The sequence below is a fragment of the Nonomuraea sp. NPDC050328 genome (genome assembly GCF_044459405.1).
GTDB lineage: Bacteria > Actinomycetota > Actinomycetes > Streptosporangiales > Streptosporangiaceae > Nonomuraea.
Genome location: NZ_JBITIW010000014.1, coordinates 41,084 through 65,108, shown reverse-complemented (window position 1 = coordinate 65,108; position 24,025 = coordinate 41,084). Strand labels below are relative to the sequence as shown.

Genomic DNA, 24,025 nt, shown 5'->3' with positions numbered 1-24,025 from the left:
GCGCCCGCTCCAGCCAGGCCGCAGGGCGATCTCGGCCACAAAGTCCCCGTAAGGTGGGTTTCTGTGCTGTACGGCAGAACCGCGGAACTCAGCGCCCTGACCGAGCTGATCACCCGCGCACGCGACGGCTCCGGCGGGGCGCTGGTCCTGCGCGGCGAGGCGGGCACGGGCAAGACCGCCCTGCTCGACGCGGCGACCGCACAAGCCGGAACGATGCGGGTGCTGCGGACGACCGGGGTGGAGTCGGAGTCCGACCTGACCTTCGCGGTGCTGCACCAGCTGGTGTGGCCGGTGTCCCCCCTGCTCGACGCCCTGCCCGCCCCGCAACGACAAGCCGTCCAGGCAGCCCTCGGCCAGGCGGACGGCGGCGGCGACCGATTCCTGCTGGGCGCAGGCGTGCTGTCCCTCCTGGTCGAGGCCGCAGCGCCGGACGGGCTGCTCTGCGTGGTGGACGACTTCCAATGGGCCGACCGAGCCTCGGCCGACGCGCTGCTGTTCGCCGCCCGGCGGCTGAGCACCGAACGGATCGCCCTGCTGCTCGCCGTACGGGAAGACCTGCCGCAGCGAAACCGGCCCCCGACCCAGCACGGCCATCCGGCCGCACCGGTGACGGTGGAGGTGCGCGGGCTGCCCGAACCGGCGGCGGCCGAACTGCTGGAGGCCCGCCACGGAGCCCTGGCCGCCTCGGTGAAACGGGAGCTCATCGAGCTGACCGGCGGCAACCCGCTCGCCCTGGACGAACTGGCCGCCCGCCTGACCCCCGGCCAGCTCGCCGGCCGGCACCCCCTGCCCGACCCGCTGCCCGGAGGCGCGCGGCTGTTCGGCGACCAGGTGGCCGCGCTGTCGGCCGAGGCCCGGCGGGTCGCCCTGGTCGCCGCCCTGGAGACCGACCTCACCGTGGTCCTGCGCGCCACCGCCCACCTGGCCGGACCCGGTACGGCGGCGCCGACCGGCCGGTCCGAGACCGATGAGCGCGGGCTGGCGGAGCTTGAGGCGGGCGGGCTGGTGGAGGTGGCCGACGGTGGGGTGCGGTTCCGGCACCCGCTGGTACGGGCCGCGGTTCTGGAGGGGACGGCACCGGCTGAGGTGCGACGGGCGCGGGGCGTGCTGGCGGAGCTGACCACGGGTGAGCGGCGGGCGTGGCATCTGGCCGGGTCCGCGCTGGGCCAGTCCGAGCCGGTGGCGGCGGCCCTGGCCGAGGCGGCGGGACGGGCACGGGAACGAGGCGGGTACGGCGCCGCCGCGACGTCCCTGGCCAGGGCGGCGGAGCTGACGCCGGATCCCCAGACGCGTGCCGTACGGCTGAAGGACGCCGCGGTGACGGCCTGGCTGGGCGGCCGGCCCGGCCAGGCCGAGTCGCTGCTGGCCGAGGCCCGGGAACGGGCCGGCGGCGACCCCGCGCTCACGATGGAGATCGCCCAGCTCAGAGGCAGGTTCGAGCTGAACTCCGGCAACGCCGCCGAAGCGGTGCGGATCCTGGCGGCGGGCGACACCCTGGACATGCTGGCCGACGCCATGGAGGCGGCCTCGTACGTGGGCGACACGGCGTCCATGATCGAGCTGGGCCGCCGGGCGGCTGCCCACCCCGAGGGGTTCCTGCGGGACGCGGTGGCCGGGGTCGGCCTGACGCTGGCCGGTGAGACGGCGGGCCCCGGGCTGCTGCGCCGGGCACTGGCCGGCGTGGACGAGCTGGAGGACGCGGCCGGTCACCTGTGGGCGACGGCGGCGGCCAGCGCGCTGGGCGAGGCGGATCTGGCCACCGAGCTGGCCGGACGGGCCGGGCAGGTGGCGCGGGTGTCCGGGATGACCGGGCAGTTGCCGGTGGTGCTGGAGTTCGTGGCGACCGCGGACCGGCTCGCCGGGCGGCTGGCGCGCAGCCAGGCCGTGTCGGAGGAGGGCCTGGCCCTGGCCCGGGAGGCGGGGTACACGAACACGGTGGCCGCGCACCTGGCCAACCTGGCGGTGCTGGCGGCGCTGCGGGGCGAGGAGGAGGCGTGCGAGCGGCTGGCCCGTGAGGCGCTGGCGATCGCTCTGCCGCACCGGGTGGGGCTGCGGGTGGGGGTGGCGGCGTACGCGCGGGCGATGCTGGACCTGTGCCTGGGCCGGTATGCGGCGGCGTACGACCGGTTCCAGGCCATCGCGGCGGCCGGGCCGGGGGCGGGGCACTGGTCGGTGGCGTGGCGGACCACGCCGGACCGCATCGAGGCCGCGGTGGGCGCGGGGGACGAGGCCGGGGCGCGGGCGGCGCTGGAAGCGTACGAGCGCTCGAGCGCCCACGCGGCGACCGCCGAGTCCCGCGCCCTCCTGGCCCGCTGCCGCGCCCTGACCGGAACCGGCCACGCCGAGGGTCCCAGCGAGCCCCAGGTCGCCGGGGAGGCGGGCTTCCGCGAGGCGTTGCGCCTGCACACCAACCCGTTCGAGGCGGCCAGGACCGCGCTGCTGCTGGGCGAGCGGTTGCGGCGCGCGCAGCGGCCGGGTGAGGCACGGGCGCATCTGCGGCAGGCGTGGGAGACGTTCGAGCAGGCAGGAGCCCTGCCGTGGGCCCGCCGCGCCCAGGAGGAGCTGCGAGCGGCCGGAGAGAGCGGCAGCGCTCCCCCGCCGAGCCTGCTGGAGGCGCTCACCCCGCAGGAGTCGCGCATCGCGGGCCTGGTCGCGGACGGGTTGTCGAGCAAGGAGATCGCCGCCCAGCTCTTCCTGAGCCCGCGCACGGTCGAGTACCACCTGTACAAGATCTATCCCAAGCTGGGCATCGGCTCCCGTACGGAACTGGCGCGGCTAGTAGTTCTACTGAAGGCACCGGTAGCCGGGACGGGCATGCTCTGACTCATGCAAAACATCGCCATCTGGAGTGAAGAGTTCGGCGCCGCCACGGACGAGCCGATCCTGTTGATCATGGGTTCGATGTCGCAGGGCATCCTGTGGCCGGACGAGCTGGTCGGGCGGCTGACCGCCGGGGGCCGCCGAGTGATCCGGTACGACCACCGCGACACCGGCCGGTCGGACACCGTGGACTTCGCGGCGCAGCCGTACACCTGGGAGGACATCAAGAACGACGTCTACCGCGTGATGGACGCGCACGGCCTGGACAGCGCGCATCTGGTGGGGCATTCGGCGGGCGGGCTGCTCGCCCAGCTCATCGCGGTGGAGGCGCCGGAGCGGGTGCGGTCGCTGACCGTCATCGCCGCCTCGCCGCTGGGCGGGGGTGAGGGCCAGGTGCTCCTGCGGGCGCTGACCGGGCAGCCGCAGCCGGAGGGCAGCCTGCCGGAGCCGTCGGCGGAGTTCGTGGACTTCTTCCGCGCGCTGATGGTCGCGCCCCCGGCGGAGGATCGGCGGGGGGTGATCGACGGCATGATCGCCGAGCAGCGGGTGCTGCACGGGACCGGGTTGCCGTTCGACGAGGACGCGGCCCGGCGGCTGCAGGAGCGGGTCTTCGACCGGGCGCGGGACCTGTCCGCGGTGGCCAACCACCGGCTCGCGGCCGCGGCCGGGCCGGACTTCGAGCCGGTGGGGGTGCTGGACCGGGTGAAGGCGCCCACGCTGGTCATCGAGGGCAGCCACGAGCCGGTCAAGCCCGGGCACGGGGCGATCATCGCCGAGCGGATCCCCGGGGCGCGGCTGCTGATCGTGGACGGGATGGGGCACACCCTTCCGGCGGAGACCCACCGGGAACTGGCCGACGCCATCCTCACCCACACGGCCGGGTGACTCCCCCGCTCACCCGGCCGGGTGGACCCCCCTCTCCCTCCACGTCCACCTGAGCGGCGGGGGTGGGCGAGGCGGCGGAGGGGTCCGGCCGGGTGGCGCGGGTGTAGCGGGCGGCCAGGGTGGTGAAGGCGGCGGCGAGGGCGGGCGGGCCGATCACCTCGATCTCGGCGTCGAAGCGCCCGAGCGCCGCCGCCAGCCCGGTCCACGACCAGGAGCCGAGGACGAGCCGGCACCGCCCCGGCCCGAGCTCCTCCACGATCCCGTCCCCGGCGAAGGGGGCGACCTCGGCGGCGGGCCGGTGCAGGACGACCTCCCCCAGGCAGGGCCAGGCGGCCGTCGTGCCGTCGGTGCCGCGGAACCGCCCCCGCAGGAACGCCGCAACGTCCCCGCCAGGCAGTTCACGCGGCTCGAAGCGCGGCCCGGTGGGGACGCGCGGCCGCACCCGGTCGGCCCGGAAGACCCGCCAGTCCTCCCGGTCGAGGTCCCAGGCCGCCAGGTACCACCGCCCCCGCCAGGTCGCCAGGTGGTGCGGCTGCACCCGGCGCCCCACGTCGAGCTCCGGCGCGTAGGCGAAGCGCAGCTCCTCCCGAGCGTGGATGACCCGGCTCAGCTCCAGCAGCAGCTCCGGATCAGGACCGCCCACCGCCCCCACCGCCGTGACCTGCAGCAGGTCGATCCGGTGGCGCAGCCGCGGCGGCATCACCTGCCGGACGGTGGCCAGGGCCCGGGCGGCGTCCTCGGCGACGGCGGTGCCCGCCCCCACGGCGCTCTGCAGGGCGACCGCCAGCGCGACGGCCTGGCGGTCGTCGAACAGCATCGGCGGCAGCCGGTTGCCCGCGTCCAGGCGGTAACCCCCGGCCGGTCCCTTGACGGTCGTGATCAGGTAACCCAGCTCCCGCAGGCGGTCGATGTCGCGGCGCACGGTGCGGGCGGTGACGTCGAGCCGCCCGGCCAGGTCCTCGCCCGACCAGTCCCGGTGCGTCTGCAGCAGCGAGAGCAGGGCGAGCAGCCGGGCGGAGGTCTTCTGCATGTCATCCATTGTGCGCGCAGTACAGGACAGAACCTGTCCGCTACCTCCGGCATCGTGGCGGACGAGCCGCCCGGCTCGACCGTTCGAGGCAAGGAACAGATCATGTCCGTCAAGACCACCACCCACCTGAACTTCCGGGGCGACGCCCGCGAGGCGCTCGCCTTCTACCAGTCCGTCTTCGGCGGGCACCTGGTGGCCGTCACCTACAAGGACGCCGGCGCCGTGCAGGAGGAGAGCGAGGCGGACTGGGTGATGTGGGGCGAGGTGTCGGCCCCCGGCGGCTTCCACGTCATGGCCTACGACGTGCCGTCGTCGCTGCCGTGGCACCAGGGCGAGCAGCCGTTCTTCGTCTCGGTGCGCGGCGACGACCCCGAGGAGATCCGGGCCCTGTGGGCCGGGCTCGCGCAGGGCTCGGCCGTGGTCCGGCCGTTGGAGCCGGCCCCGTGGGCCCCGCTGTACGGCATGCTGACCGACCGGTTCGGCGTGACGTGGGTCCTGGACGTCGCGGCGCCGTACCAGGGCTAGGAGCGGAGCGGGCCGTCCACCCGGGGCGGTGGACGGCCACCCCGCCAGCGAATGTCTACTTTGTCATTACTTGCCGGTTACGCCGAGCCGCCTAGCGTGGATGTCATGGCTATCTGGCGCTCTCCCGACGGGACCGAGGTCGAGGCGATCGTGCTCGACGACCGGCCGACGCTGCGCGTCACCAGACGGTACGGCGAGCGCACCGTCGTGGTCGGCTACTGCGCGGACGTGATGGACCTCGCCGGTCTCGGCGTGGACGTCGGCGCGCTCGCCGAGGTGCCCGCCTGACGCGCCTGGCCGCGGCTTGCCGTACCCCTGCTGACCTGGGTATTGGCGTGATCGCCCGCACATATCCGTTGATCCCGCTACCGTCATGGGCTGTGCGGGAGGTGATCCGTCCTCGAGGCGGCTGACCTTCGCCCCCCGCCGGCCCGCCCTCCCTCCCGGGCCGGAACCCGTCACGCCCTGCGCATGACCCAGCACGCCATGCGGCCGGAGACCGGCCGCCGTGAGGCTCCCGGACGGGGGCTCAGGAGGTAGAGATGTCGGAACAGACCCGAGACCGGAACAGCTCCGGCCCGCTCGCGCCGGAGCAGCGGGAGCAGGCGCGCGAGATCGTCACCAGGCACCTCGACGCCCGGGTACGGCTGGCCGAGTCGGTCCTGGCCGCCGCCCAGCAGGACCTGCAGGCGCGGCACACCGAACGGCAGCAGTGGATCGGGCTCCAGGTGCTGAGCGCCCCGATCGCCCGGGAGATCGAGGCCGCGGCGAGCGACGCCTACACCGGCGCGGCGCTCGACGTGATCCACGACAACGGCGGGACCAGCGAGGCCGCGCGCCGGCTGCGGGAGGAGCACCGGCTGCTGCAGGCCTACCTGCACAGCGAGGGGCTCACGGCCGGCCGTACCCCGCCGGGCTAGCGGCGCCGGAACACCACCAGGGCGACGTCGTCCTCCCTGGCGCCGAAGCTCTCGATCAGCCGGTCGGCGAACTCCTCCAGGTCGGGCCCGATCGTCTCCGCGCTCTTGCGCGCCACCTCCAGGCTCTCCTCCAGCGGCACGCCGCGGTCCTCGACCAGCCCGTCGGTGAACATCAGCAGCACGCCGCCGGGCGGGATGTGCACCTCGTCGACCCGGTAGGTCTCGTGGGTGACGCCGAGCAGCAGGTTGCCGAAGGCGTGGTAGCGGGGGTGGCCGCCGGGCTCGACCAGCACGGGCGGGATGTGCCCGGCGTTGGCGACCAGGGTGCGGCCGGTGGCCGGCTCGGTCAGCACCAGGCAGACGGTGGCGGTCATCCGCGGGTGGTAGCGGCGCAGCACGTCGTTGAGCAGCGCCAGCGACTCCCCCAGATCGACCCGCCCGAGCAGCGAGGCGCGCAGCGCGTGCCGCAGCTCCGCCATCACGGTGGCGGCGCGCAGCGAGTGGCCCTGCACGTCGCCGATCGCGACCAGCACCTGCTCGCCGAGTTCGAGGACCTCGTAGAAGTCGCCGCCGACCTCGACGTTGTCCAGCGCGGGCCGGTAGCGCCAGCCGAGGTCCAGGCCGTCGACCTCGGGCACGCGCGCCGGCAGCAGGCTGCGCTGCAGGGTGAGCGCGATGGCGTGCTCCTCGGCGTAGGAGCGCAGCGAGTCCACGGCGAGCGCGACCGCCTGGCCGATCTGGCGCAGGATGACGCGCTCGTCCTCGTCGAGGTCGGGATCGGGGTCGACGCCCAGGCAGATGGCCGGCCGGCCGCTCTTGGAGCGCGACAGCACCGCGACGATGTCGCGTTGCGCGATGGTGTCGGGGGCGACCCGCGACCATTCCTTGATCGGGATGAGGTGCAGCTTCGTGCCGGGCCTGTCTTCTAGCACCTGCTCGGCGAGCTGTTCGAGAGCGCCGGGCGGCACGCTGCGCGCGGTCACCTCGCCGGTCGCGGGGTCGGCGGTGAAGCGGCGGGTGCGCCCGTCGGCCGGTACGGCCAGCGCCCCCGCGCGGCGGTCGAGGATGCGGCCCGCCCCGGCCACGGCGGTGGCCAGCAACGCGTCGAAGCTCTCGGCCGCGTTGAGCGCGAGGGTCAGGTCGGTGAGCGCGCTCAGCCGCCGGGCCAGCCGGTCGGACCGCTGCCGCGCCCGGTAGTAACGCAGGGTCGCCTCGACCGTGGCGGCGAACTCGTCCGGCTCGACCGGCTCGGCGAGGTAGCCGTCGGCGCCGCGGTGCAGGCCGAGTGCCCGGTCGGCCGCGGTGACGGCCGCGCCGGAGATCTGGATCACCGGGATGGCCGAGGTGGCCGGATCGGCCTTGATCCGCTCGCACACCTCGTAGCCCGACAGATCGGGCAGCCGCACGTCGAGCACGACCAGGTCGGGGCGGACCGAGCGCACCTTCTCCAGCGCTTCGAGCCCCCCGGTCGCCTCGACCACGTGGTGCCCGGCCCGGCGCAACCAGCTCGACAGGATGTACAGCTTGGTCGGGGTGTCGTCCACGACCAGCACGGTCGCCTGCCCGCCGTCAGCCATCGGCCCTCCCCAGCGCCTGCCGTACCGCGCCGAGCAGCACATCACGGCGGAGCCCGTGCTTGGCCAGCACGACGCGCGCGCCGGCCGGGTGGTGGTGCGAGGCCGCGGCGGTGATGATGATCACCGGGATGTCCCGCAGCCGCTCGTCCTCGGCCATGCGCTGGATCAGCGCGGCCCCGCCCATGACCGGCATCAGCAGGTCGAGCAGCGCGAGATCCGGCGGGTCGGCGGCCATGGCGGCCAGCGCCGCGGGGCCGTCGGCCGCCTCGTCGATGCGCTCGGCGAACCCGGTCAGCATCCGGCGCACCCCCGAGCGGAAGTTGTCGTCGTCGTCGGCCAGCAGCACCCGCCCCACGACCGGCACGTCGGACGGCTGGTGCGGCAGCCGCAGCGTCGCCGTCGTGCCCTCGCCCTCCCGGCTGCTCAGCCGCAGGGTGCCGCCCATCGCCTCGGCCAGTCTCCTGGCGTACGGCAGGCCGAGCCCCGTGCCCTTGGCGCGGAGCTGCGCCGGGCCGGGCACCTGGTAGAACTCCTCGAAGACCCGCTCCAGGTGCTCGGCGGGGATGCCGATGCCGGTGTCGCGCACGGTGAAGACCAGCTCGCTGGCCGCCTCGTCGGGCCGGACGGTCAGCTCGACCTCGCCGCGCTCGGTGAACTTCAGGCTGTTGGCCAGCAGGTTGCGCAGGATCCTGGTGAGCATCGCCTCGTCGGCCACCAGCCGGGGCGACGGCTCGGGCACCTGGACCGCCAGCGTGACCTGCTCGGCGCCCGAGGTGGGCAGGAGCGTCAGGTGCAGCCGTTCGACCAGCGCGACCACGTCCACCTCGCCCGGCTGCGGGTCCAGCCGGCCCGACTCGGCCTTGGCCATGTCCAGGAGCTCGCTGACCAGCGCCAGCAGCGTCTCGGCCGAGGAGCCGATGAGCTCGATCTGGTGGAGTTGTTCGCCGGCCAGCGGCTCGCCGCCGGGGCCGGTCAGCAGCCGCACCAGGCCGATGATGGAGTTGAGCGGGGTGCGCAGCTCGTGGCTGACGGTCGCCCAGAAGCGGTCCTTGGCGTCGCTGGCCTCGCGCAACTGCGTGGACTTCTCGTCCAGCTCGGCGTAGAGCGCGACCACGCCGCGGTTGGTCTCCTCCAGCTCGGCCGAGAGCTGGTTGTACAGCGCCATCACCCCGCGGTTGGTCTCCTCCAGCTCGCCGTTGAGCTGGCGGACCTCCTCCAGGGTGCTGGCCAGGTCGCGGTTCTGCTGGCGCAGCTCGTCCAGCGCGCTGGCGGGGGTCAGGTCGTCGATCCTGGCCCTGATCTCCTCGGCGCTCAAGGCTCCCGTCCCTCCTGTCAGCCGCTTGCGCAGGACGATGCGGCCGTCGGTGGCCTCGACCGTGTCCATCAGCCGTCCGGCCATCGTCACGCCCTCGGCGGGGCGGTAGCCGTACCCAGGGGTGAACTCCAGCGAGACGGCCAGGTCCGCCCCGTCCAGGAGGAAGCGGACGGTGACGCCGCGGACCGCGGCGACGATCTCGCGGCCGACCTCGCTGAGCGCGGTGGCGACGCGGATCTGGTCCTGCTCGGACATGCCGGTCGCGGCGGCCACCTCGCGGCCCACCCGGCGCACGGCGAAGACGTCCTGGTCGTCGGCGACCAGGAGGCGGCCCAGTTCGGCGCTCACGCCGCCGCCACGGGCGAAGCGGCGCGCAGCACCGCGACACAGGCGTCGTCGCGCCGGGTGCCGGCCTCGCGCAGCAGGGTGGCGGCGACGACGGCCGGGGCGCGGGCGGTCACGCCGCGCATCCCGGACAGGTCCCAGCGCTCGGACAGGCCGTCGGAGTGCAGCACGACCAGGCTCTGCGGGCTCACCGCGTAGTCGTACTCGCGCAGCGTGCGGCTGTGGTGCCCGGCGATGCCCGGCACCGAGATCATGCCCTGGCGGCCGTCGGAGCGGACCACCCAGCCGGAGATGTTACCCAGCCCGGCGTACCGCACCGTGCCGGCCACCCGGTCGAGCCTCGCCACGGCGACCGCGCCGCCCCGCGTGCCGGCCAGCGCGCGGTGCACGCGCCGCAGCGTCTCCGCCGGGGAGCTGCCGAACGGGTCGCCGTCCACGAAGGCGCGCACGGCCTGGCGGGAGGCGTTGGCCGCCGGCTCGCCATGGCCGAGACCGTCACACATCATGATCACCGCGAGCTCGGGCGAGTCGGCGCAGGCGAAGGCGTCGCCGGAGACGACCTCCTCGCCGATCGGCCGGGTCAGGCCGCTCACCCGCAGCGGCGGGGGCGGCACGTCGGCCTTGGTGAAGCACATGGCCAGGACCGTTCCCCGGCCGGGCATCGAGTGCACCTCGTGGGCGCTGGCCATCCTGGCGATGCCGCCCAGCCCGACGCCGAGCGTGCCGGCGGTGGAGTAGCCGTCGCGCAGCGCGCGGTTGAGGTCCTGGATGCCGGGGCCGCGATCCAGCGCGATCACCTCGACCGCCTCCACGCTCTCGGGGTGGACGCGGATCAGCATGCCGCCCTCGACCGCGTGCTTGATCAGGTTGGAGGCGGCCTCGGTGACCGCCAGGGCGACCCGGCCGCTGTCGTGCTCGTCGAAACCGGCCGCCTCGGCCAGCGCCGTGGCCCGGCGGCGGGCGGCGCCGATGGCGCTGGAGTCCTCGATCGCGGTCCAGACGTCGTCCCTGGACCTGATCACCTCGCCCACTTGATCACCGTCACGCGGGTGCCCGCCCCGGGCTTCGACTCCAGGTCGAACTCGTCGACCAGGCGCCGCGAGCCGCTCAGGCCGAGGCCGAGGCCGCCGCCGGTGGTCCAGCCGTCGGTGAGGGCCAGCTCCAGATCGGGGATGCCCGGCCCCTCGTCGGTGAAGGTGAGTTTCAGGCCGTCGCGCAGGCCGTTGCTGACGACCTCGATGCGTGCCCGGCCGCCCCCGGCGTACACCAGGGCGTTCCTGGCCAGCTCGCTCGCGGCGGTGACCAGCTTGGTCTGGTCCACCAGGGAAAGGCCCACCCCCTGCGCGCGGGTGCGGACCTCCTGGCGCACCAGCACGACATCGCTGTTGCCGGCGATGGGCAGTTCTACCGCGTCGCTCACCGGCGCACCGCGGGGGCGCCGCGTCCGTCGAGCAGCGCGACGCCCTTCTCCAGGTTGAGCGCCGTGCGCACGCCGCCGAGCGAGAGGCCGAGCTCGACCAGCGTGATGGCGACCGCCGGGCGCATGCCGACGACGATGGTCTCGGCGTCGAGCATGCGGGAGATGGAGGCGATGGTGGCCAGCATGCGGCCGATGAAGGAGTCGACGATCTCCACGGCGGTGATGTCGATGATCACGCCGCGGGCGCCGTGCGTGACGACGGCGTCGGCCAGGTCCTCCTGCAGGGCCAGCACGCTCTGGTCCTGCAGGTCGATCTGGATGGAGACGATCAGGATGTCGCCGAGCTTGAGAATGGGGACGCGGTCCATCAGGCGTGTTCCGTCCCGACGACCACGCGGCGTGACCCGCTGCCGGTGATCTCCACCCCGCTCTGCCGCAGCGCGTGGGCGAGCGCGTCGGACAGCGACGCCTTGGTGACGATGTCGCCGAACTCGATGCCGAGGGTGACGATGGTGTGGGCGATCTGCGGCCGGATGCCGGAGATGACGCACTCGGCGCCCATCAGCCGGGCGGCGACCACGGTCTTCAGCAGGTGCTGGGCGACCTGGGTGTCCACGGCGGGCACGCCGGTGATGTCGATCACCGCGTGCTCGGAGCCGGTGTCGACCAGCGCCTGGAGCAGCTTCTCCATAACGACCTGGGTGCGGGCGGAGTCGAGCGTGCCGACCAGCGGCACCGCCAGGATGCCCTCCCACAGCTTGACGACCGGGGTGGACAGCTCCAGGAGCTGCTCGGCCTGGTCGGCGATGATCTTCTCGCGGGCGGTGGCGAAGGTCTCGAAGGTGAGCAGCCCGAGATCGTCCACGATCTTGGAGAACCAGATGAAGCCGCGCAGCGTCGCGAAGTCGCCGCCGTCGGCCACCGACTCGTACACCGCTTCCTTGAGGCTGAAGACGACCACGGCGGTCTCGCTCGGGGTGAACCCCTCGCGCGCCCGCGACCTGGACAGCTCGGCCAGCAGGCCGCGCAGTTCGGTGGCGTCCCCGCCGTCGGCCAGCGAGCGCAGCAGCGCCTGGTAGATCTCCCGCAGGCGTACGGCAAGCGCTCCCGGGTTCTCGTGGGCGCCCGCGGCGGAGGCGGCCAGCTCGGTCCAGCGCTTGAAGATGATCTCCTCGCGCTCGCGCAGCAGCGCTTCGACGCGAGGCCGGTCGGCATCCCCTCGGAGGGTCAAGGTGTGCTCCCATACGTGGTCAAAAGGTGTATCTGCTTGTCAGGCTACCGGTCACCCGGCACGGTCTCAGGTCGGGAACGGCCCGGCCGCCTGAAGCGCCTGCTCCAGCGTGGGATGCACGTCGAAGTGGCGCAGCGCGCCGGTGATCTCCATGAGATGCGCCGGCCGGGGCTGGAGGGCGGCCAGGTGGAGGCTGCCCCGCGTGCCGCCCTGGCCGCGCAGGTGGATCAGCAGGCCGAGGCCGCTGCTGTCCAGGAAGGACAGCCCGCCCAGGTCGAGCACCAGGGCCCGGCCGGGGTCGGGGTGGTGTTCGGCGACATACCGTTCCAGCATGGCCACGTTGGTGGCGTCGAGCTCACCGGAGACGGTGATCAGCGTGCCCTGCAGCAGGCTGACGCTCATCAGCGACAGCGGGGTCGGCACGACCCGGCTACCGGCGTCCGGGTGATCGGACAGCACGGCCGAGGCATCCATCGTCGAGCCCTCACTTATCCGACACCTGAAGGTGAATACCTGAATACCGCTTCATCATACGTGGCCCGCGAGGGTTCGACGATCGAAGTGCGGGCATCGAGTGCCCGCAGATCGCCCCTTCATGCACGGTGGCGGACATCGGCGGCGGACACTAACGTCTGGTGGCTATGAGAACGCTCCGGCAGGTGGCGACCGCGGCTCTGCTCACGCTCGGCGCGGGCGCGTGCTCCCTGGTCGAGGGCGTGGCCGCCCCGGCCGGCACCGCCGCGCCGAGCAGCCCGGCTCCCAGCTTCCCACCCGCCGTGACGTTCACCGACGTCGCGCAGGGCTGCGAGCTCCTCGACCCGGAGACCCTCGCCAAGTACGCCCCCGGGGCGGACTGCCGCCCGGACCCCGAGGACGACCGGAGGACCCAGAACGAGCACCAGGTGCCCATCCTCCAGCGCGGCCCCCGCTGGGCGCCGGGCGGCGGGGGGTCCGAGGGCGAGTTCAGCGGGGTCATCGACGTGCACCTGAAGGTCAACCAGGACACCTTCACCGAGTTCAAGGAGAACGCCCACCGGTCGGTCTCCGGCGGAGCCCTCACCGACGGCGACCCGGTCGCGGGCGTCGGCGACGAGGCCGCCCTCTACTACGCCATCGGCGACGGGCAGGGGTACAACCTCGACCGCACCACGGGGATCATGGTCTCGCGCTGGGGCAACGCCACGCTGCGGGTCATCTACTGGCACTACAAGGCCAAGAGCGACCGCAACCCCTCCGAGCGGCAGATGCGCAAGGCCCTCACCGCGATCACCCGCGACGTCTACGACGACCTGAGCTGATCGGCCGTCGCCAGCCGGCAGATGGTCTTGGTGGTGAGGGTGGCGCCGATGCGCGCGTAGAAGCGTTGCGCGGCCACGTTCGCCTGGGCGACCTCCCAGCGGATCACCAGGCCGCCGGCCTCCTCGGCGGCGGCCCGCATGAGCCGCTCGCCGACGCCGTGCCCCCGCTCTCCGTCGGCCACGTACAGGTCGTCCAGCGCGAGGTAGTCACGGCCCGCCCACAGGCTCACCCGCCGGAGCCACGAGACGTACCCGACCGGCCTTCCGTCCCGCTCGGCGACGAGGTAGCCGACCTCGGGCCGGCCGAGGTAGCCGGCAAGCCGGTCGACGGTCACCGTGACCGCCCAGCCCTCGTCCTGGTGCTCGGCGAGCGCGCGCATGAGCCCGTGCACCATGGCGGCGTCCTGGGGCGTGGCGCGGCGAATCGTGATCATGCCTGTCCCTTCGCGGTGGAGGTCCGGCGCGGCCGGGGTGGAGTGATCAGGGCGGCGATCACGATTCCGGCGCCGGCGGCGGCGGCCGCTACGGTGAACCCGCCGGTGAACCCGCTCAGCGTCGTCCCGGCCAGGCTCGCCGCCGCGACACTGGAGATCACCGCGGCGCCGGCCGAGGCGCCGAACTCGTGGAAGGTGCTCACGATCCCGGAGGCGATCCCCGCCTCGTGCGGCGCCACCTGACCGAGCGCGGTCGCCGAGGCGACCACGAACAGCGCCCCGGTCCCGGCCGCGGCCACCGAGACCCCGGCCACCACGCCGACCGGATGCATCCACACCGCCGGCACAGCCAGCCCGGCCGCCGCCACCGCCAGCCCCGCGACGGCCAGCGCCCGCGCCCCCCACCGCCCGATCAACCGCCCGGTCAGGTTGGCGCCCACCATGGTGAGCACCGCCACCGGCAGGAACAGCACACCCGTGAGCAGCGCCCCGTAGCCGAGCGCCTGCTGGAAGTAGAACGTCCCCAGGAAGAACACCGCGATCATCAGCGCCGTCGCCATCAGGATGAGAAACGCCCCGGTCGCCACCGGCCGCCGCACCAGCAGCCGGACGTCCATCAGCGGCGACCGGGCCCGCCGCTGCCACACCACGAAGAGCACGTAACCCACGGCCGCGGCCAGGACCAGCCAGCCGGTGAGCGGCGTGACCCACCCGCCCTCCCCCGCGGCGATGAGCGCGTAGATCAGCGACGCGGAGGCCGCCGTCACCAGCACCGCGCCGAGGACGTCGAGCCGCGTCCCCGCAGCGGCCCAGGCCCGCTGCCTGGGCAGGAGTACGGCCAGCAGGACGGCGATCACCAGCCCGATGGGCACGTTGACGTAGAACACCCACGCCCAGCCCGGCCCCCCGGTGAGCAGGCCGCCGAGCAGCACCCCGAGGGCGGCCCCGCCACCGCCGAGCGCGGACCACACGCCCAGCGCCCGGTTGCGCTCCTCCCCCTCGAACAGCCCCACGACCAGCGACAGCGCCGCCGGCGAGAGCAGGGCCGCACCCACCCCCTGACCGATCCGGCCGCCGACCAGGGCGGGCGCGCTCTCGGCCAGGCCGGTGGCCAGCGAGGCCCCGGTGAAGATCAGGAGGCCGGCCAGCACGATCCAGCGGGCGCCCAGCAGGTCCGAGATCCGCCCGCCGAGCAGCATGAGGCCGCCGAAGGTGAGCGTGTAGGCGCTGACCGTCCAGGTCAGCGCCTCGCGGCTGAGGCCGAGGTCGGTCTCGATGTGCGGCAGCGCGAGGGCGACGACGGTGACGTCGAGGATCAGCATGAGCTGGGCCACGCCCAGCAGGCCGAGGATGCGCCAGCGCGCCGGGTGTGCCGTGGGTGGGGTCATCGGGTTCTCCAACCGGTTAACTCGTATGTCCATATACGAGCTTTGCCGTCACTATAACTCGTATATCTGCATACGCGTTAGGGTGAGGCATGGCCGAATCCTCCGTGCGCCCCAAGCGCCGTGCCGACGCCGAGCGCAGCATCGCCCGCATCGTCTCCGCCGCCCGCGACCTGCTGAGCTCCGACCCGCACGCCAAGACCGACGACATCGCCAAGGCGGCGGGCGTGGGACGGATGACCCTCTACGGGCACTTCGCCACCCGGGCCGACCTCGTCGAGGCCGCCCTCATGGACGCGTTGCGGGCCGGGGACGAGACGTTGTCGTCGGTCGACCTGTCCGGGCACGCCGGCGAGGCCATGACCCGGCTGCTGGAGTCGAGCTGGCAGGTCGTCGCCGAGTCAGCCGCGTTGCTGGCGGCGGCCGAGGAGGTGCTGCCGCCCGGGCGGGTGCGTGAGCTGCACGAGGAGCCTGCTCGGCGGATGAGCGAGCTCGTGCGCCGGGGGCGGGAGCAGGGCGTCTTCCGGACCGACCTGCCCGCTACGTGGCTGGTCAACGTCGTGCACTACATCCTGCACGGGGCAGCCGCCGAGGTCCGGGCCGGCCGCCTGGAGCCGCACCACGCGGGGGACGTGATCACCCGATCCGTGCAGGCCGTGCTGGCCGTACCGGCTGACCGGGGCGAACCCGGCAAGGGGAACAGCCGGGCCGACCGAGAGCGGTGGGGCGGGCCCGGCTAGAGGAACAGTCGGACTGGGCGAGCGGGGCAGGGCGAGTCTGGCTAGAGGAACAGTCGGACCGGGCGAGCGGGGCGGGGCGATCCGACCTGAGGAGCGGCCGGGCCGATCGGGAGCGGCGGGCTTCGCGGCGTGGCTGGGCGGGCCGGTCAGGCGGTGGGCCGGTCAGGCGGCGGGCGGGGCGGGAGCGGGCCACTCAGGAGGCCGGCTTCCAGGGAGCGACCGGTCAGGCGGTGGGCAGGGCGGCGGCGACGTCGGCGGCTCCGGCCTGGTTGAGGACCACGGGGTCGAAGCCGTGGCGGGTCAGGATGGTCGCGGCGATGGACGCGCGGCGGCCCGATCCGCAGACGACCAGCAAGGGCCGGCTGGGGTCCAGTTCCGCCGGGACGCCCTGGGCGATCAGGTCGGGCAGGAAGCGCTCGACGGCGCCGGGCAACGGGGCGGCCTCGCGCTCGCTGGGCATCCGGACGTCGAGCACCTGGGCACCGGGCAGCCTCTCCAGGAAGGCGGGCAGGTCGAGGAGCTCGAAGCGGGCGGTCGCGGCCGGTCCGAGGTCGCGCAGCACGCCGCGCACGTCGTCCAGGCCGATCCTGGCCAGTTGGACGAGCGCCTCGGCGACGTCCTGGCCGGGCTCGGCGACCAGGACGATCGGCTCGCCGTACGGCAGGAGCCACCCCGCCCAGCTCCCGAAGTCGTCGGCCAACTCGACGCCGGTCGAGCCGGGCAGGAAGCCGGCGGCCTGGGCGGTGCGGGGCCGGAGGTCGAGCACGTGAGCCTCGCCGGGCACCTCCTCGACGCTCAGCTCGGGCGCGGAGCGCTGCGGGAGCGGCGGCACTCCGAGCAGGTTGACGGGGCCCACGTGCTCGTAGAAGGCCGGGATCGGCATGGGCGCAGCGAGCAGTTGGTCGGCGAAGGCGTCCTGGTCGGGCAGGGCGAGCAGCGGGTTGCCGTCCTGCTCGGCGCCGATGGTGGAGGTGTGCCGGCCCACGCCGCTCGTGCTGCAGAAGGAGCCCTCGCCGTGGGTCGGGTACAGGCCCACCTCGCGCGGCAGACCGGCCAGGCGGTGCAGCGAGCCGTGCTGGAGCTTGGCCAGAGTGCGGGCACGCTCGGGGCCGAGCAGGTCGGGACGCCCGGCGGAGGCGACGAGCAGGCTGCCGCCGGAGAACACCGCCATCGGCTCGCCGTCGATCAGCACCAGGTAGCTGGTGTGCTCCGGGGTGTGGCCTGGGGTGTGGATCGGGCGGACGGACAGGCCGCCGGTCGCCGGGAGCTCCTCCAGATGGAAGGCGGGGGTGTGGGGGTAGGCGGCGGCTGCTGCGGCGGGCAGTACCAGCTCGGCGCCGGATCGCAGGGCCGCCTGTTCGGCGCCGGACAGGTAGTCGTTGTGGAGGTGCGTTTCCAGGACGTAGCGCAGTTCGACGTCGTGGTCGGCGGCGGCGGACAGGAAGCGGTCGATGTCGCGCTGGGGGTCTACGAGGATGCCCTTGCCGTCGTGGGTGAGCAGGTGGCTCTGGTCGCCCAGTCCGGGCGTCCGGAACGAGATGATCTCCATGCGCGCGCCTTTCGTCGGTACCCTGGGGGGTATATGTCGTGGATGGATAACCCCAGGGGAAGATTGGCGAGCCAGTAAACCCCTTGGGGTATGGGCGGGTGACACGTCCGGGCCGAGGCCGCCCGGAGACGGGGCCGGATGGAGGGCCGGCATCGGACCCGCAGACCCGCCCGAAGACGGAGCCACCCGGAAACAGAGCCACCCGAAGACGGAACCGCCCGAAGACGGAACCGCCCGAAAGCGGAGCCGCCCGAAAGCGGAGCCGCCCGAAGACGGAGTCCCCCGAGCCGGAGTCGGGTGAGCTGGTGGCGGAGGTGGGTCAGGCGAGGGCGAGGAAGAGCTTCTCCAACTCCTCGACCGGCATGGGGGCGGCCTCTCCCCTGGCCTGTGCCTCCTGGCAGTGCCGCAGGCCGCTGGCCACGATCTTGAAGCCGGCCCGGTCGAGCGCCTTGGAGACCGCCGCGAGCTGGGTGAGGACCTTCACGCAGTCCTCCCCCGCCTCGATCATCGAGATCACCCCGGCGAGCTGACCATGGGCCCGGCGCAACCGGACCGCGGCGTCGCCGACCATCGTTTCGTTCAGCTCCATACCCCCCAGGGTATCCACGGAGGGAGCCGACGCCAAACGAGTCCGCATGTCACGCCGACTTCAGGACACCTCCCGCAGCCGGAAGCAGCCGGGGCACGAAGCTGTAGTCGACCTCCGGCAGGCGCCGGATGCCGCTCGCGCTCACCCAGATGAGGGTGATCCGGGCGGCGACCCCGGCCAGCCGGGGCGGGATGGCCAGGTGCCCGTCCCAGCCCTGCCGGCCGTCGGCGGTGAAGGGCCGCCAGGCGAGCAGGAAGGCCGGGTTGTCGCCCCTGGACAGCACCATCGGCGGCAGCCGTAACGGCCGTTCCTCGTCACGGGGGACGGCGCTGTAGTCGGCGCTTCGCAGGCGGGTCAACTGGGCGGCGGGGGCCCACAGGTACTCCACGGCCGTTCCCGGCCGGGGGATGGCCAGGCGCCCCTCCCAGCCGGCCGCCGTGGATCGGCGCCAGGCCAGCAGGAAGGCGGGGACCTCGCCCGAGTGGAGCACCATGGGCGGCATCTGCAACGGTTCGACAGCGTCCATGCCCGGAGGGTAATCACGCCGACCGACAATTTCGGCGCGCCCCGCGACCTGTCGCGCGTGCGGCCGGCCGTACCCGGAAAACCAGCAGGTCAGCGGGCTGACGGAGCGGAGCGCGGCGGCCCGGCCGATGACAGACGATGCGGCAGCCGGCATCGAGAGAGCCTCTGGACGGGGCACCGCCTCCTCGGGGCTCGGACCTCGCGTTCTACCCTGGGCCCGCACGCGATCGACGGAGGAGGACCCCCATGTTCATCCAGCCCTGGGACGCCGGTCTGGACGAGGCCGAGTGGCAGACCTGGGTCGCCGAGGGGCACGACTTCGGGCAGTTGTGCGTGAACGGCCTGCCGGGGCAGGCGCCCGTGGTGGTGCCCACGCACTTCGCGTATGACGGGGGCGATCTGCTCGTCCATCTCGCCCGGCCGAACCCGGTCTGGAAGGCGATCGAGCACGACCCGGACGTCACGTTCACCGTGATCGGGGACTACGCCTACGTGCCGAGCACGTGGCGGGCGGCGCCGGGGGCCGAGGTCGCCGACGGGGTGCCGACCAGCTACTACGCGGCCGTCCAGTTCACCTGCCGGGCGGTCGTGCTCGACGATCCCGAGGAGAAGGCCGAACTGCTGCGCCGGCAACTGGCTCACTTCCAGCCCGAGGGCGGGCACGCCCCGGTGGTCGTGGGCCAGGCGCCTTATGGGCGGATGTTGTCGGGGATTCGCGGGCTGCGGCTGGAGGTCGCCGAGGTGCGGGCCAAGTTCAAGTACGACGACCACAAGCCGGTCGAGCTCCGGGCCGAGGTCGCCGATCGGCTCACCGGCCGCGCCCAGGGCCTCGACGAGCCGACCGCCCGGCACCAGCGCCGCCGCCTCGACCGGATCGGCGCCTGGAAGCCGGCCTGAGCCACGGCTGGGCCGCAGCAGGCCGAGCGGGACACCGATCAACGGCCGGTGCGGGTCAGGGACGTGAACTCGTGCCGGTCCTGCTCATCGGCGTGGGGTCTGCCAGCGGGTCTCCAGGTGGCCGTGCCGGAGCCGGCCGACCAGCCGGACGCGGAGCGTCTCCGGGAGGGCGCCGCCGCCGGCGTCGCGGCTGATCGTGACGTGGCTGTGCCGGGCGGACAGCTCGTTGACGTCCACGATCATGCCGGGCGCAAGGATGAGCTCCACCCGGCCGCCGCTGACCTTCAGCTCGACGACGAGCTCGGGCACGGTGCACACCGCTTCGCTCAGGTCGAGGTGCACGTCGCTCCACGAGGTGCGGAGCAGGAGGCGGTGCGGCAGGGTCCAGCGGCCCTCCCGGCGGACCGTGCCGTGGCTCTCCTTGATGGTGAGCAGCTCGGCGGCGGGTTCCGTGGAGTACGGCAGGGCGGTGGTGAGCCCGGCGCCGGGCCTCGGCACGAGGTCGGCGACCAGCGGGGCCAGCGCCTCGACGGTGCGGGCGGCCAGCGCGGCGTCCACCCGCTCGTCGAACTCGACCGGTTCGAGCCGGCCGTCGGTCACGGCGGCGCGCAGCACGTCGATGATCCGGTCACGCTCGGCGTCGGACGCCCGGAGCGCGGGCGGACGAGAGGGGTCCACCGGTTCGGGGTGGGAGCCACGAAGCGCGGGGTCCAAGGGCGCGGGCGGGCGGGTGGGGTCTGCCGGCATCCGGCCTCCTCGGGGTGCGGCGGCGGAAGGGGCGTGCCGCCGGCGTTGCGGACAGAGTCGGCCCGGACCGGCGGCGCGAACCGCGCTCCTGTTCTATCTTCACTTGTTTGCGCCGTCAAAGTGAACCTCGACGGCTACCAGCGGTCGGTGCAGCGGCTGGTGCCCTGCTCGCCGGCGTAGGGGAACCAGCCGCACGCCTGGAACTGCAGGCTGGACTGGTTGCTGGTGGGCCACATCTGCGACCAGGCGTCGTACCCGTCGATGCCGATCCGCTGCAGCCGGGTGTAGCAGCTCTGGTCGCCCTTGTAGACCATCATGTAGACCTCGTCCCCGGCCCTGGTGGAGCCGGTGAGCCGGGCCCAGCCGTACTCCTTGCCGTTGAAGCGCCGGGCGTGGAGCTCGACCGCGCGGCCCTCGAAGTGCACGCGGCGGACCACCCGGCCGCGGACGTCGCCGGGCCAGGGGAGCTGGTCGCTGCACTGGGTGACGATCCTGGACTCGTAGGGCTCGGCCGGAGCGGGCGGGTCGGCGGCCGGGGCGGGGGTGAGGAACAGGGCGAGCAGGGCCGGAAGCACTCCGGGAAGCATGATCATATCCCCGGCCTCCCCGGCCGATGATCATGAGAATCTGATCGCTGCTTCAAGATCGTCCAAGGGCGGTTCCTCCTGCTATGGTCGCCCGCATGCGATCGAGTTACCTCGCCTGGGACGACGCGGTGGCGCTGTTCGAGCGCCGGGGCCTGCCGGAGTCCACGTACGAGAACCTCTACGAGGAGGAGTACATCCTGGTCCCCGGCCCGGCGACGGTGAGCGGTGAGCTGGCGCTCGACGACCACAAGCGGACGCCGTGGCTCGACGGCACCCCCGAGGCCGCCACCGGGTACATCGTGGACGGCGACCTCGACGTCGACGGGAACGTCGTCGACCCCGACTACGGCGACGCCGCCCTGATCGTCCTCGGCGACCTGCGGGCGCGGAACCTCTACCTGGCCGGCGACGCGAAGCTCGTCGTGCGCGGGCACGTGACGGCCGAGGCCGTCGTCGGCGACATGACCGGCACCCTGGTGATGGTCCACGGCGACCTGCGCGCCACCGTCTCGATCTTCTGGAACGAGTTCTGCCCCGACCTGGTCGGCGGCACCCTGCGCGGCCGGACGCTCAAGCCCGGCTACCTCGACCTGGCCCAGGCGGAGATCGGCGGGCTGGCCGATCCGGCGCCCGACATTCCGCTGAGCCGCCTGCTCGTGCCCGAGCTGCTGGTCACCGGCACGCCGGGGCCGGACGACCTGGCCGAGATCGGTGTGCGCGGCGACGTCCTGCGCGAGCGGCTGCTGGCCGGGCTGCCGCTCGTCGTCGCCTCCTGAGCCGCACGCGACCGGGTCAGACCAGGTCGGGCCAGAACGCCGACTCCTCGCGCAGCGGATCGGCCTCCAGGCCGGCGTCCGGCACGTCGAAGACCCGGGCCGCCCCGTGCTCGCCGTACCGGGGCCAGCCGGGGTCGCCGGAGCGCACGAAGGCGGCCCAGGCCCCGTGCATCCGCGCCGCGAGCTCGGCCGGCGGGTGCGGGCCGCACATGCGCTCCACGCCGGGCGCGTCGAGGCAGTCGAAGACGAACGGCAGGTCCACGCAGTGCCCGGCCCCCGTCGCGCCGCCGTTGGCCGGGGAGCGCCAGCGGAAGTCGTACAGGTGCACCGGCCCGGGATGGGCCTGCGCCACCCGCAGCGTCGGCACGCGGAAGAGCCGGTCGGTCAGCACCTGGCCGAGCACCTCCAGCCCGGCCGGCCATCGCTCCTCGTAGAACTCGCGCTCCCGGGGGCCCACGTCGAGCGCCCGCAGCGCCTCGGCGTACTCGGCGGCCTCCAGCGGCCCTCGCTGCGCGCGCAGGACCTCGTTGAACTCCTCGGCCGCGCTGCCGACCAGCAGCGGCACCCCCGCCGCGGTCCCGGACCGGAGCACGTCTAGCGGGTCCCCGGCGACGACCTCGCCGTCGACGAAGGGGTTGAACCCGCGCGTGCCCTCGCCGAAGATCCGCCCCAGCACGCCCTCCCCCGGCCGTTCCAGCCCGGCGTGCGCCTCGGCCGTGGCGCGGGGGTCGAGCGCGGCGAAGGCCTCCCGCGTCGGCGGCACGCCGAGGTGCCCGGCGTAGCGGCGTGCCCAGGCCGTGGCCGACTCGGCGTCCTCCCACGCCACCGATCCGCCGCTCATGTCGATCACGCGGTGGAACAGCCCGGCCGCCGCGGGTACGGCCAGCAGCGTGACGGCCGCCTGGCCACCGGCCGACTGCCCGCCCACGGTGACCGCTCCCGGGTCGCCGCCGAAGGCCGCGATGTTGGCCGCCACCCATTCCAGCGCCCGCACCCAGTCGCGCACGCCGAGGTTGGCCGAGCCGCCGGCCAGGGGCAGGAAGCCCTCCGGGCCGAGCCGGTAGTTCGGCGTGACCAGCACCACGCCGGAGCGGGCGAAGCCGCCGCCGTGGTACCAGGGGCTGGCGTTGCCGCCCGCCGCGAAGCCGCCGCCGTGCAGCCACACCAGCACCGGCAGGCCGGACCCGCCGGGGTCTGGCGTGAAGACGTTGAGGTTGAGGTAGTCGTCGCCGCCGCGCAGGAGTTCGGGCACGCCTTCGTTGTAGTCGGCCGGTGGTTGCGGGGCCGCCGGGCCGTACGCGTGGCAGGGCCGCACGCCCGCCCACCGCGCCGGCGGGCGCGGCGGGCGCAGGCGCAGCTCACCGACGGGCGGCTCGGCGTACGGCAGGCCGAGGAACTCGGCCACGTCGCCGGCCCAGCGCCCGGAGACCCAGCCGTGCGTGGTGCGTGCCTGCGGATCCATGGGGTGTTCCTACCCCGATCCTCAACCCGCGAGGACCTCCGCGGCGGTGGTGACGGGCGGGGCGGCGGCCGCGCGGCGGCGGGCGGCGCACTTGGCCTCGATCAGGTCGAGGATGGGCCGGCGCACGTCGATGCCGTCGAAGCCGCCGAAGTTCGGGAAGGAGTTGGTCTCCAGGATCACCGGGCCGTCGGCGGTGCGCAGCAGGTCGGCGCTCATCAGGTCGAGTTCGGCGGCGCGGGCGGCCTGCTCGGCGACCGCGATCTCCGTCTCGGTCAGCTCGACCGGCCGCGAGACGTCGCCGGGTCCGTTGGAGCGGAAGTCGCCGGGGCGCCCGCGCTGCTCGGCGGCGGCGAAGAAGCGCCCGCCGACCACGAGCACGCGGTGGTTGCAGCCCGCGGCCTCGGCGTAGAAGCGCTGGACGAGCAGGGTGTGGCCGCGCTCGCGGATCGAGGCGGCCTTGGCCGGCAGCTCCGCCGCGTCGCGGGCGAGGGCGACCTCGGCGCCGCGGGCCCCGTCGGGCTGCTTGAGCACCACCGGGTAGCCGAAGGCGGCGGCGAAGGCCCGCAGCTCGCGATCGTTCGGGCACAAGGCGGTGGCGGGCGTGGGCACGCCGTGGGCGGCCAGCCGTACGTGGGTGGCGAACTTGTCGGCCGAGCGCAACACGGGGTCGGCGGAGTTGAGGTGCGGGACCCGCTCCTCCACCGCCGCCAGGACGGCCAGCCCGCCGAGCGCGTCGGTGGAGAGCTGGTGGATGATGCCGTCGGCCACCAGCGGGCGGCCGTTGGCGCACAGTTGCGGGCCGAACTCGTCGAGGCAGACGCTCAGCTCGGTCCAGGGCACCACCAAGGGCCGGTGGCCGCGCTCGCGGGCGCCGTCGGCCAGGTAGGTGATGTCACTGTTGGGCAACTCGGTGCCGTGCACGATAAGAAGAGCCAGGCTCTCGGTGTTGTGTTCCACGCTGGGTCGCT

The 24,025-nt window shown here is 73.9% G+C and carries 26 protein-coding genes; 9 read left to right on the top strand and 17 right to left on the bottom strand.

From position 1 onward, the window contains the following. The first annotated feature begins 63 nt into the window (after positions 1-63). Positions 64-2,823, top strand: a complete 2,760-nt coding sequence (locus ACIBG7_RS38055; protein WP_397339385.1) for an AAA family ATPase — start codon at positions 64-66, stop codon at positions 2,821-2,823. Between the two features lie 3 nt (positions 2,824-2,826). Further along, positions 2,827-3,705, top strand: a complete 879-nt coding sequence (locus ACIBG7_RS38050; RefSeq protein WP_397339384.1) for an alpha/beta fold hydrolase — start codon at positions 2,827-2,829, stop codon at positions 3,703-3,705. Here the strand turns inward: ACIBG7_RS38050 and ACIBG7_RS38045 are convergent. Further along, a complete protein-coding gene (locus ACIBG7_RS38045; protein ID WP_397339383.1) occupies positions 3,686-4,735 on the bottom strand; it encodes a helix-turn-helix transcriptional regulator in 1,050 nt (349 codons plus the stop codon). The genes ACIBG7_RS38050 and ACIBG7_RS38045 overlap by 20 nt on opposite strands. A gap of 102 nt (positions 4,736-4,837) precedes the next feature. On the opposite strand from ACIBG7_RS38045, the gene ACIBG7_RS38040 reads away from it, so the two are divergent. The 3 genes from ACIBG7_RS38040 to ACIBG7_RS38030 all read left to right on the top strand — a co-directional run bounded on the left by ACIBG7_RS38040 (position 4,838) and on the right by ACIBG7_RS38030 (position 6,180). Further along, entirely contained in the window at positions 4,838-5,260 is a 423-nt protein-coding gene (locus ACIBG7_RS38040) for a VOC family protein (RefSeq protein WP_397339382.1), read from the top strand. A 105-nt stretch (positions 5,261-5,365) separates the two neighbouring features. Beyond that, positions 5,366-5,548, top strand: coding sequence for a hypothetical protein (locus ACIBG7_RS38035; protein ID WP_357925195.1), 183 nt, complete (start codon positions 5,366-5,368; stop codon positions 5,546-5,548). 254 nt (positions 5,549-5,802) lie between these two features. Further along, positions 5,803-6,180 carry a hypothetical protein gene (locus ACIBG7_RS38030; protein ID WP_357925193.1) on the top strand — a complete coding sequence of 126 codons (378 nt, stop codon included), beginning with the start codon at positions 5,803-5,805 and terminating at the stop codon, positions 6,178-6,180. Here ACIBG7_RS38030 and ACIBG7_RS38025 read toward each other — a convergent pair. The 7 genes from ACIBG7_RS38025 to ACIBG7_RS37995 form a co-directional block, all read right to left on the bottom strand. Further along, positions 6,177-7,757: a SpoIIE family protein phosphatase gene (locus ACIBG7_RS38025; RefSeq protein WP_397339381.1), complete on the bottom strand. Its 1,581-nt coding sequence runs from the start codon at positions 7,755-7,757 to the stop codon at positions 6,177-6,179. The genes ACIBG7_RS38030 and ACIBG7_RS38025 overlap by 4 nt on opposite strands. Further along, positions 7,750-9,420, bottom strand: a complete 1,671-nt coding sequence (locus ACIBG7_RS38020) for an ATP-binding protein (protein ID WP_397339380.1) — start codon at positions 9,418-9,420, stop codon at positions 7,750-7,752. Before ACIBG7_RS38020 ends, ACIBG7_RS38025 begins: the two co-directional genes overlap by 8 nt. After that, positions 9,417-10,439, bottom strand: a complete 1,023-nt coding sequence (locus ACIBG7_RS38015; RefSeq protein WP_397339379.1) for an ATP-binding protein — start codon at positions 10,437-10,439, stop codon at positions 9,417-9,419. Before ACIBG7_RS38015 ends, ACIBG7_RS38020 begins: the two co-directional genes overlap by 4 nt. After that, positions 10,436-10,837 (bottom strand): anti-sigma regulatory factor, encoded by a 402-nt coding sequence (locus ACIBG7_RS38010; RefSeq protein ID WP_357925183.1) that lies wholly within the window; start codon positions 10,835-10,837, stop codon positions 10,436-10,438. Before ACIBG7_RS38010 ends, ACIBG7_RS38015 begins: the two co-directional genes overlap by 4 nt. After that, complete coding sequence (locus tag ACIBG7_RS38005; protein ID WP_357925181.1) at positions 10,834-11,205, bottom strand: STAS domain-containing protein; 372 nt, start codon at positions 11,203-11,205, stop codon at positions 10,834-10,836. The genes ACIBG7_RS38010 and ACIBG7_RS38005 overlap by 4 nt, the downstream gene beginning before the upstream one ends. Then, on the bottom strand, positions 11,205-12,068 hold the full coding sequence (locus ACIBG7_RS38000) for an STAS domain-containing protein (protein WP_357925178.1): 864 nt from the start codon (positions 12,066-12,068) through the stop codon (positions 11,205-11,207). Before ACIBG7_RS38000 ends, ACIBG7_RS38005 begins: the two co-directional genes overlap by 1 nt. 66 nt (positions 12,069-12,134) lie before the next feature. Further along, complete coding sequence (locus ACIBG7_RS37995; RefSeq protein ID WP_357925175.1) at positions 12,135-12,542, bottom strand: STAS domain-containing protein; 408 nt, start codon at positions 12,540-12,542, stop codon at positions 12,135-12,137. Positions 12,543-12,709: 167 nt separating this feature from the next. Between ACIBG7_RS37995 and ACIBG7_RS37990 the strand changes: the two genes are divergently transcribed. Then, positions 12,710-13,366 (top strand): hypothetical protein, encoded by a 657-nt coding sequence (locus tag ACIBG7_RS37990; RefSeq protein ID WP_397339378.1) that lies wholly within the window; start codon positions 12,710-12,712, stop codon positions 13,364-13,366. Here the strand turns inward: ACIBG7_RS37990 and ACIBG7_RS37985 are convergent. Then, a complete protein-coding gene (locus tag ACIBG7_RS37985) occupies positions 13,348-13,800 on the bottom strand; it encodes a GNAT family N-acetyltransferase (protein ID WP_397339377.1) in 453 nt (150 codons plus the stop codon). The two genes, ACIBG7_RS37990 and ACIBG7_RS37985, sit on opposite strands and share 19 nt — an antisense overlap. Then, positions 13,797-15,188, bottom strand: a complete 1,392-nt coding sequence (locus ACIBG7_RS37980) for an MFS transporter (protein WP_397339376.1) — start codon at positions 15,186-15,188, stop codon at positions 13,797-13,799. Before ACIBG7_RS37980 ends, ACIBG7_RS37985 begins: the two co-directional genes overlap by 4 nt. Positions 15,189-15,277: 89 nt before the next feature. On the opposite strand from ACIBG7_RS37980, the gene ACIBG7_RS37975 reads away from it, so the two are divergent. Further along, entirely contained in the window at positions 15,278-15,925 is a 648-nt protein-coding gene (locus tag ACIBG7_RS37975; protein WP_397339375.1) for a TetR/AcrR family transcriptional regulator, read from the top strand. A 223-nt stretch (positions 15,926-16,148) separates the two neighbouring features. Here the strand turns inward: ACIBG7_RS37975 and ACIBG7_RS37970 are convergent, their stop codons facing one another. From ACIBG7_RS37970 to ACIBG7_RS37960, 3 genes are all read right to left on the bottom strand, one after another. Beyond that, complete coding sequence (locus ACIBG7_RS37970) at positions 16,149-17,474, bottom strand: rhodanese-like domain-containing protein (protein WP_397339374.1); 1,326 nt, start codon at positions 17,472-17,474, stop codon at positions 16,149-16,151. Positions 17,475-17,793: 319 nt separating this feature from the next. Then, a complete protein-coding gene (locus ACIBG7_RS37965; protein WP_397339373.1) occupies positions 17,794-18,063 on the bottom strand; it encodes a metal-sensitive transcriptional regulator in 270 nt (89 codons plus the stop codon). Between the two features lie 49 nt (positions 18,064-18,112). Next, the gene (locus ACIBG7_RS37960) at positions 18,113-18,589 is read right to left on the bottom strand and encodes a hypothetical protein (protein ID WP_357925157.1); all 477 of its coding nucleotides are present in this window, start codon (positions 18,587-18,589) and stop codon (positions 18,113-18,115) included. Between the two features lie 245 nt (positions 18,590-18,834). Here ACIBG7_RS37960 and ACIBG7_RS37955 point away from each other — a divergent pair, with 245 nt between their 5' ends. Beyond that, positions 18,835-19,485: an FMN-binding negative transcriptional regulator gene (locus ACIBG7_RS37955; protein ID WP_397339372.1), complete on the top strand. Its 651-nt coding sequence runs from the start codon at positions 18,835-18,837 to the stop codon at positions 19,483-19,485. Between the two features lie 84 nt (positions 19,486-19,569). Here ACIBG7_RS37955 and ACIBG7_RS37950 read toward each other — a convergent pair whose 3' ends face one another. Then, positions 19,570-20,232, bottom strand: coding sequence for a DUF1707 domain-containing protein (locus ACIBG7_RS37950; protein WP_397339371.1), 663 nt, complete (start codon positions 20,230-20,232; stop codon positions 19,570-19,572). 134 nt (positions 20,233-20,366) lie between these two features. After that, positions 20,367-20,819, bottom strand: coding sequence for a hypothetical protein (locus ACIBG7_RS37945; protein WP_397339370.1), 453 nt, complete (start codon positions 20,817-20,819; stop codon positions 20,367-20,369). Positions 20,820-20,914: 95 nt separating this feature from the next. On the opposite strand from ACIBG7_RS37945, the gene ACIBG7_RS37940 reads away from it, so the two are divergent. Beyond that, on the top strand, positions 20,915-21,595 hold the full coding sequence (locus ACIBG7_RS37940) for a hypothetical protein (RefSeq protein WP_357925149.1): 681 nt from the start codon (positions 20,915-20,917) through the stop codon (positions 21,593-21,595). 16 nt (positions 21,596-21,611) lie between these two features. On the opposite strand, the gene ACIBG7_RS37935 is transcribed toward ACIBG7_RS37940, so the two are convergent. Then, positions 21,612-23,057 carry a carboxylesterase family protein gene (locus ACIBG7_RS37935; protein ID WP_357925146.1) on the bottom strand — a complete coding sequence of 482 codons (1,446 nt, stop codon included), beginning with the start codon at positions 23,055-23,057 and terminating at the stop codon, positions 21,612-21,614. A gap of 21 nt (positions 23,058-23,078) precedes the next feature. Next, entirely contained in the window at positions 23,079-24,014 is a 936-nt protein-coding gene (locus ACIBG7_RS37930; protein WP_397339369.1) for a RimK family alpha-L-glutamate ligase, read from the bottom strand. Positions 24,015-24,025 lie beyond the last annotated feature (11 nt).

Coding starts and splice junctions, on each gene's coding strand:
- ACIBG7_RS38050 (WP_397339384.1), top strand. CDS start 2,827: ATGCAAAACATCGCCATCTGGAGTGAAGAGTTCGGCGCCGCCACGGAC.
- ACIBG7_RS38045 (WP_397339383.1), bottom strand. CDS start 4,735: ATGCAGAAGACCTCCGCCCGGCTGCTCGCCCTGCTCTCGCTGCTGCAG.
- ACIBG7_RS38040 (WP_397339382.1), top strand. CDS start 4,838: ATGTCCGTCAAGACCACCACCCACCTGAACTTCCGGGGCGACGCCCGC.
- ACIBG7_RS38035 (WP_357925195.1), top strand. CDS start 5,366: ATGGCTATCTGGCGCTCTCCCGACGGGACCGAGGTCGAGGCGATCGTG.
- ACIBG7_RS38030 (WP_357925193.1), top strand. CDS start 5,803: ATGTCGGAACAGACCCGAGACCGGAACAGCTCCGGCCCGCTCGCGCCG.
- ACIBG7_RS38025 (WP_397339381.1), bottom strand. CDS start 7,757: ATGGCTGACGGCGGGCAGGCGACCGTGCTGGTCGTGGACGACACCCCG.
- ACIBG7_RS38005 (WP_357925181.1), bottom strand. CDS start 11,205: ATGGACCGCGTCCCCATTCTCAAGCTCGGCGACATCCTGATCGTCTCC.
- ACIBG7_RS37995 (WP_357925175.1), bottom strand. CDS start 12,542: ATGGATGCCTCGGCCGTGCTGTCCGATCACCCGGACGCCGGTAGCCGG.
- ACIBG7_RS37990 (WP_397339378.1), top strand. CDS start 12,710: ATGAGAACGCTCCGGCAGGTGGCGACCGCGGCTCTGCTCACGCTCGGC.
- ACIBG7_RS37985 (WP_397339377.1), bottom strand. CDS start 13,800: ATGATCACGATTCGCCGCGCCACGCCCCAGGACGCCGCCATGGTGCAC.
- ACIBG7_RS37980 (WP_397339376.1), bottom strand. CDS start 15,188: ATGACCCCACCCACGGCACACCCGGCGCGCTGGCGCATCCTCGGCCTG.
- ACIBG7_RS37975 (WP_397339375.1), top strand. CDS start 15,278: ATGGCCGAATCCTCCGTGCGCCCCAAGCGCCGTGCCGACGCCGAGCGC.
- ACIBG7_RS37970 (WP_397339374.1), bottom strand. CDS start 17,474: ATGGAGATCATCTCGTTCCGGACGCCCGGACTGGGCGACCAGAGCCAC.
- ACIBG7_RS37965 (WP_397339373.1), bottom strand. CDS start 18,063: ATGGAGCTGAACGAAACGATGGTCGGCGACGCCGCGGTCCGGTTGCGC.
- ACIBG7_RS37960 (WP_357925157.1), bottom strand. CDS start 18,589: ATGGACGCTGTCGAACCGTTGCAGATGCCGCCCATGGTGCTCCACTCG.
- ACIBG7_RS37955 (WP_397339372.1), top strand. CDS start 18,835: ATGTTCATCCAGCCCTGGGACGCCGGTCTGGACGAGGCCGAGTGGCAG.
- ACIBG7_RS37950 (WP_397339371.1), bottom strand. CDS start 20,232: ATGCCGGCAGACCCCACCCGCCCGCCCGCGCCCTTGGACCCCGCGCTT.
- ACIBG7_RS37945 (WP_397339370.1), bottom strand. CDS start 20,819: ATGCTTCCCGGAGTGCTTCCGGCCCTGCTCGCCCTGTTCCTCACCCCC.
- ACIBG7_RS37940 (WP_357925149.1), top strand. CDS start 20,915: ATGCGATCGAGTTACCTCGCCTGGGACGACGCGGTGGCGCTGTTCGAG.
- ACIBG7_RS37935 (WP_357925146.1), bottom strand. CDS start 23,057: ATGGATCCGCAGGCACGCACCACGCACGGCTGGGTCTCCGGGCGCTGG.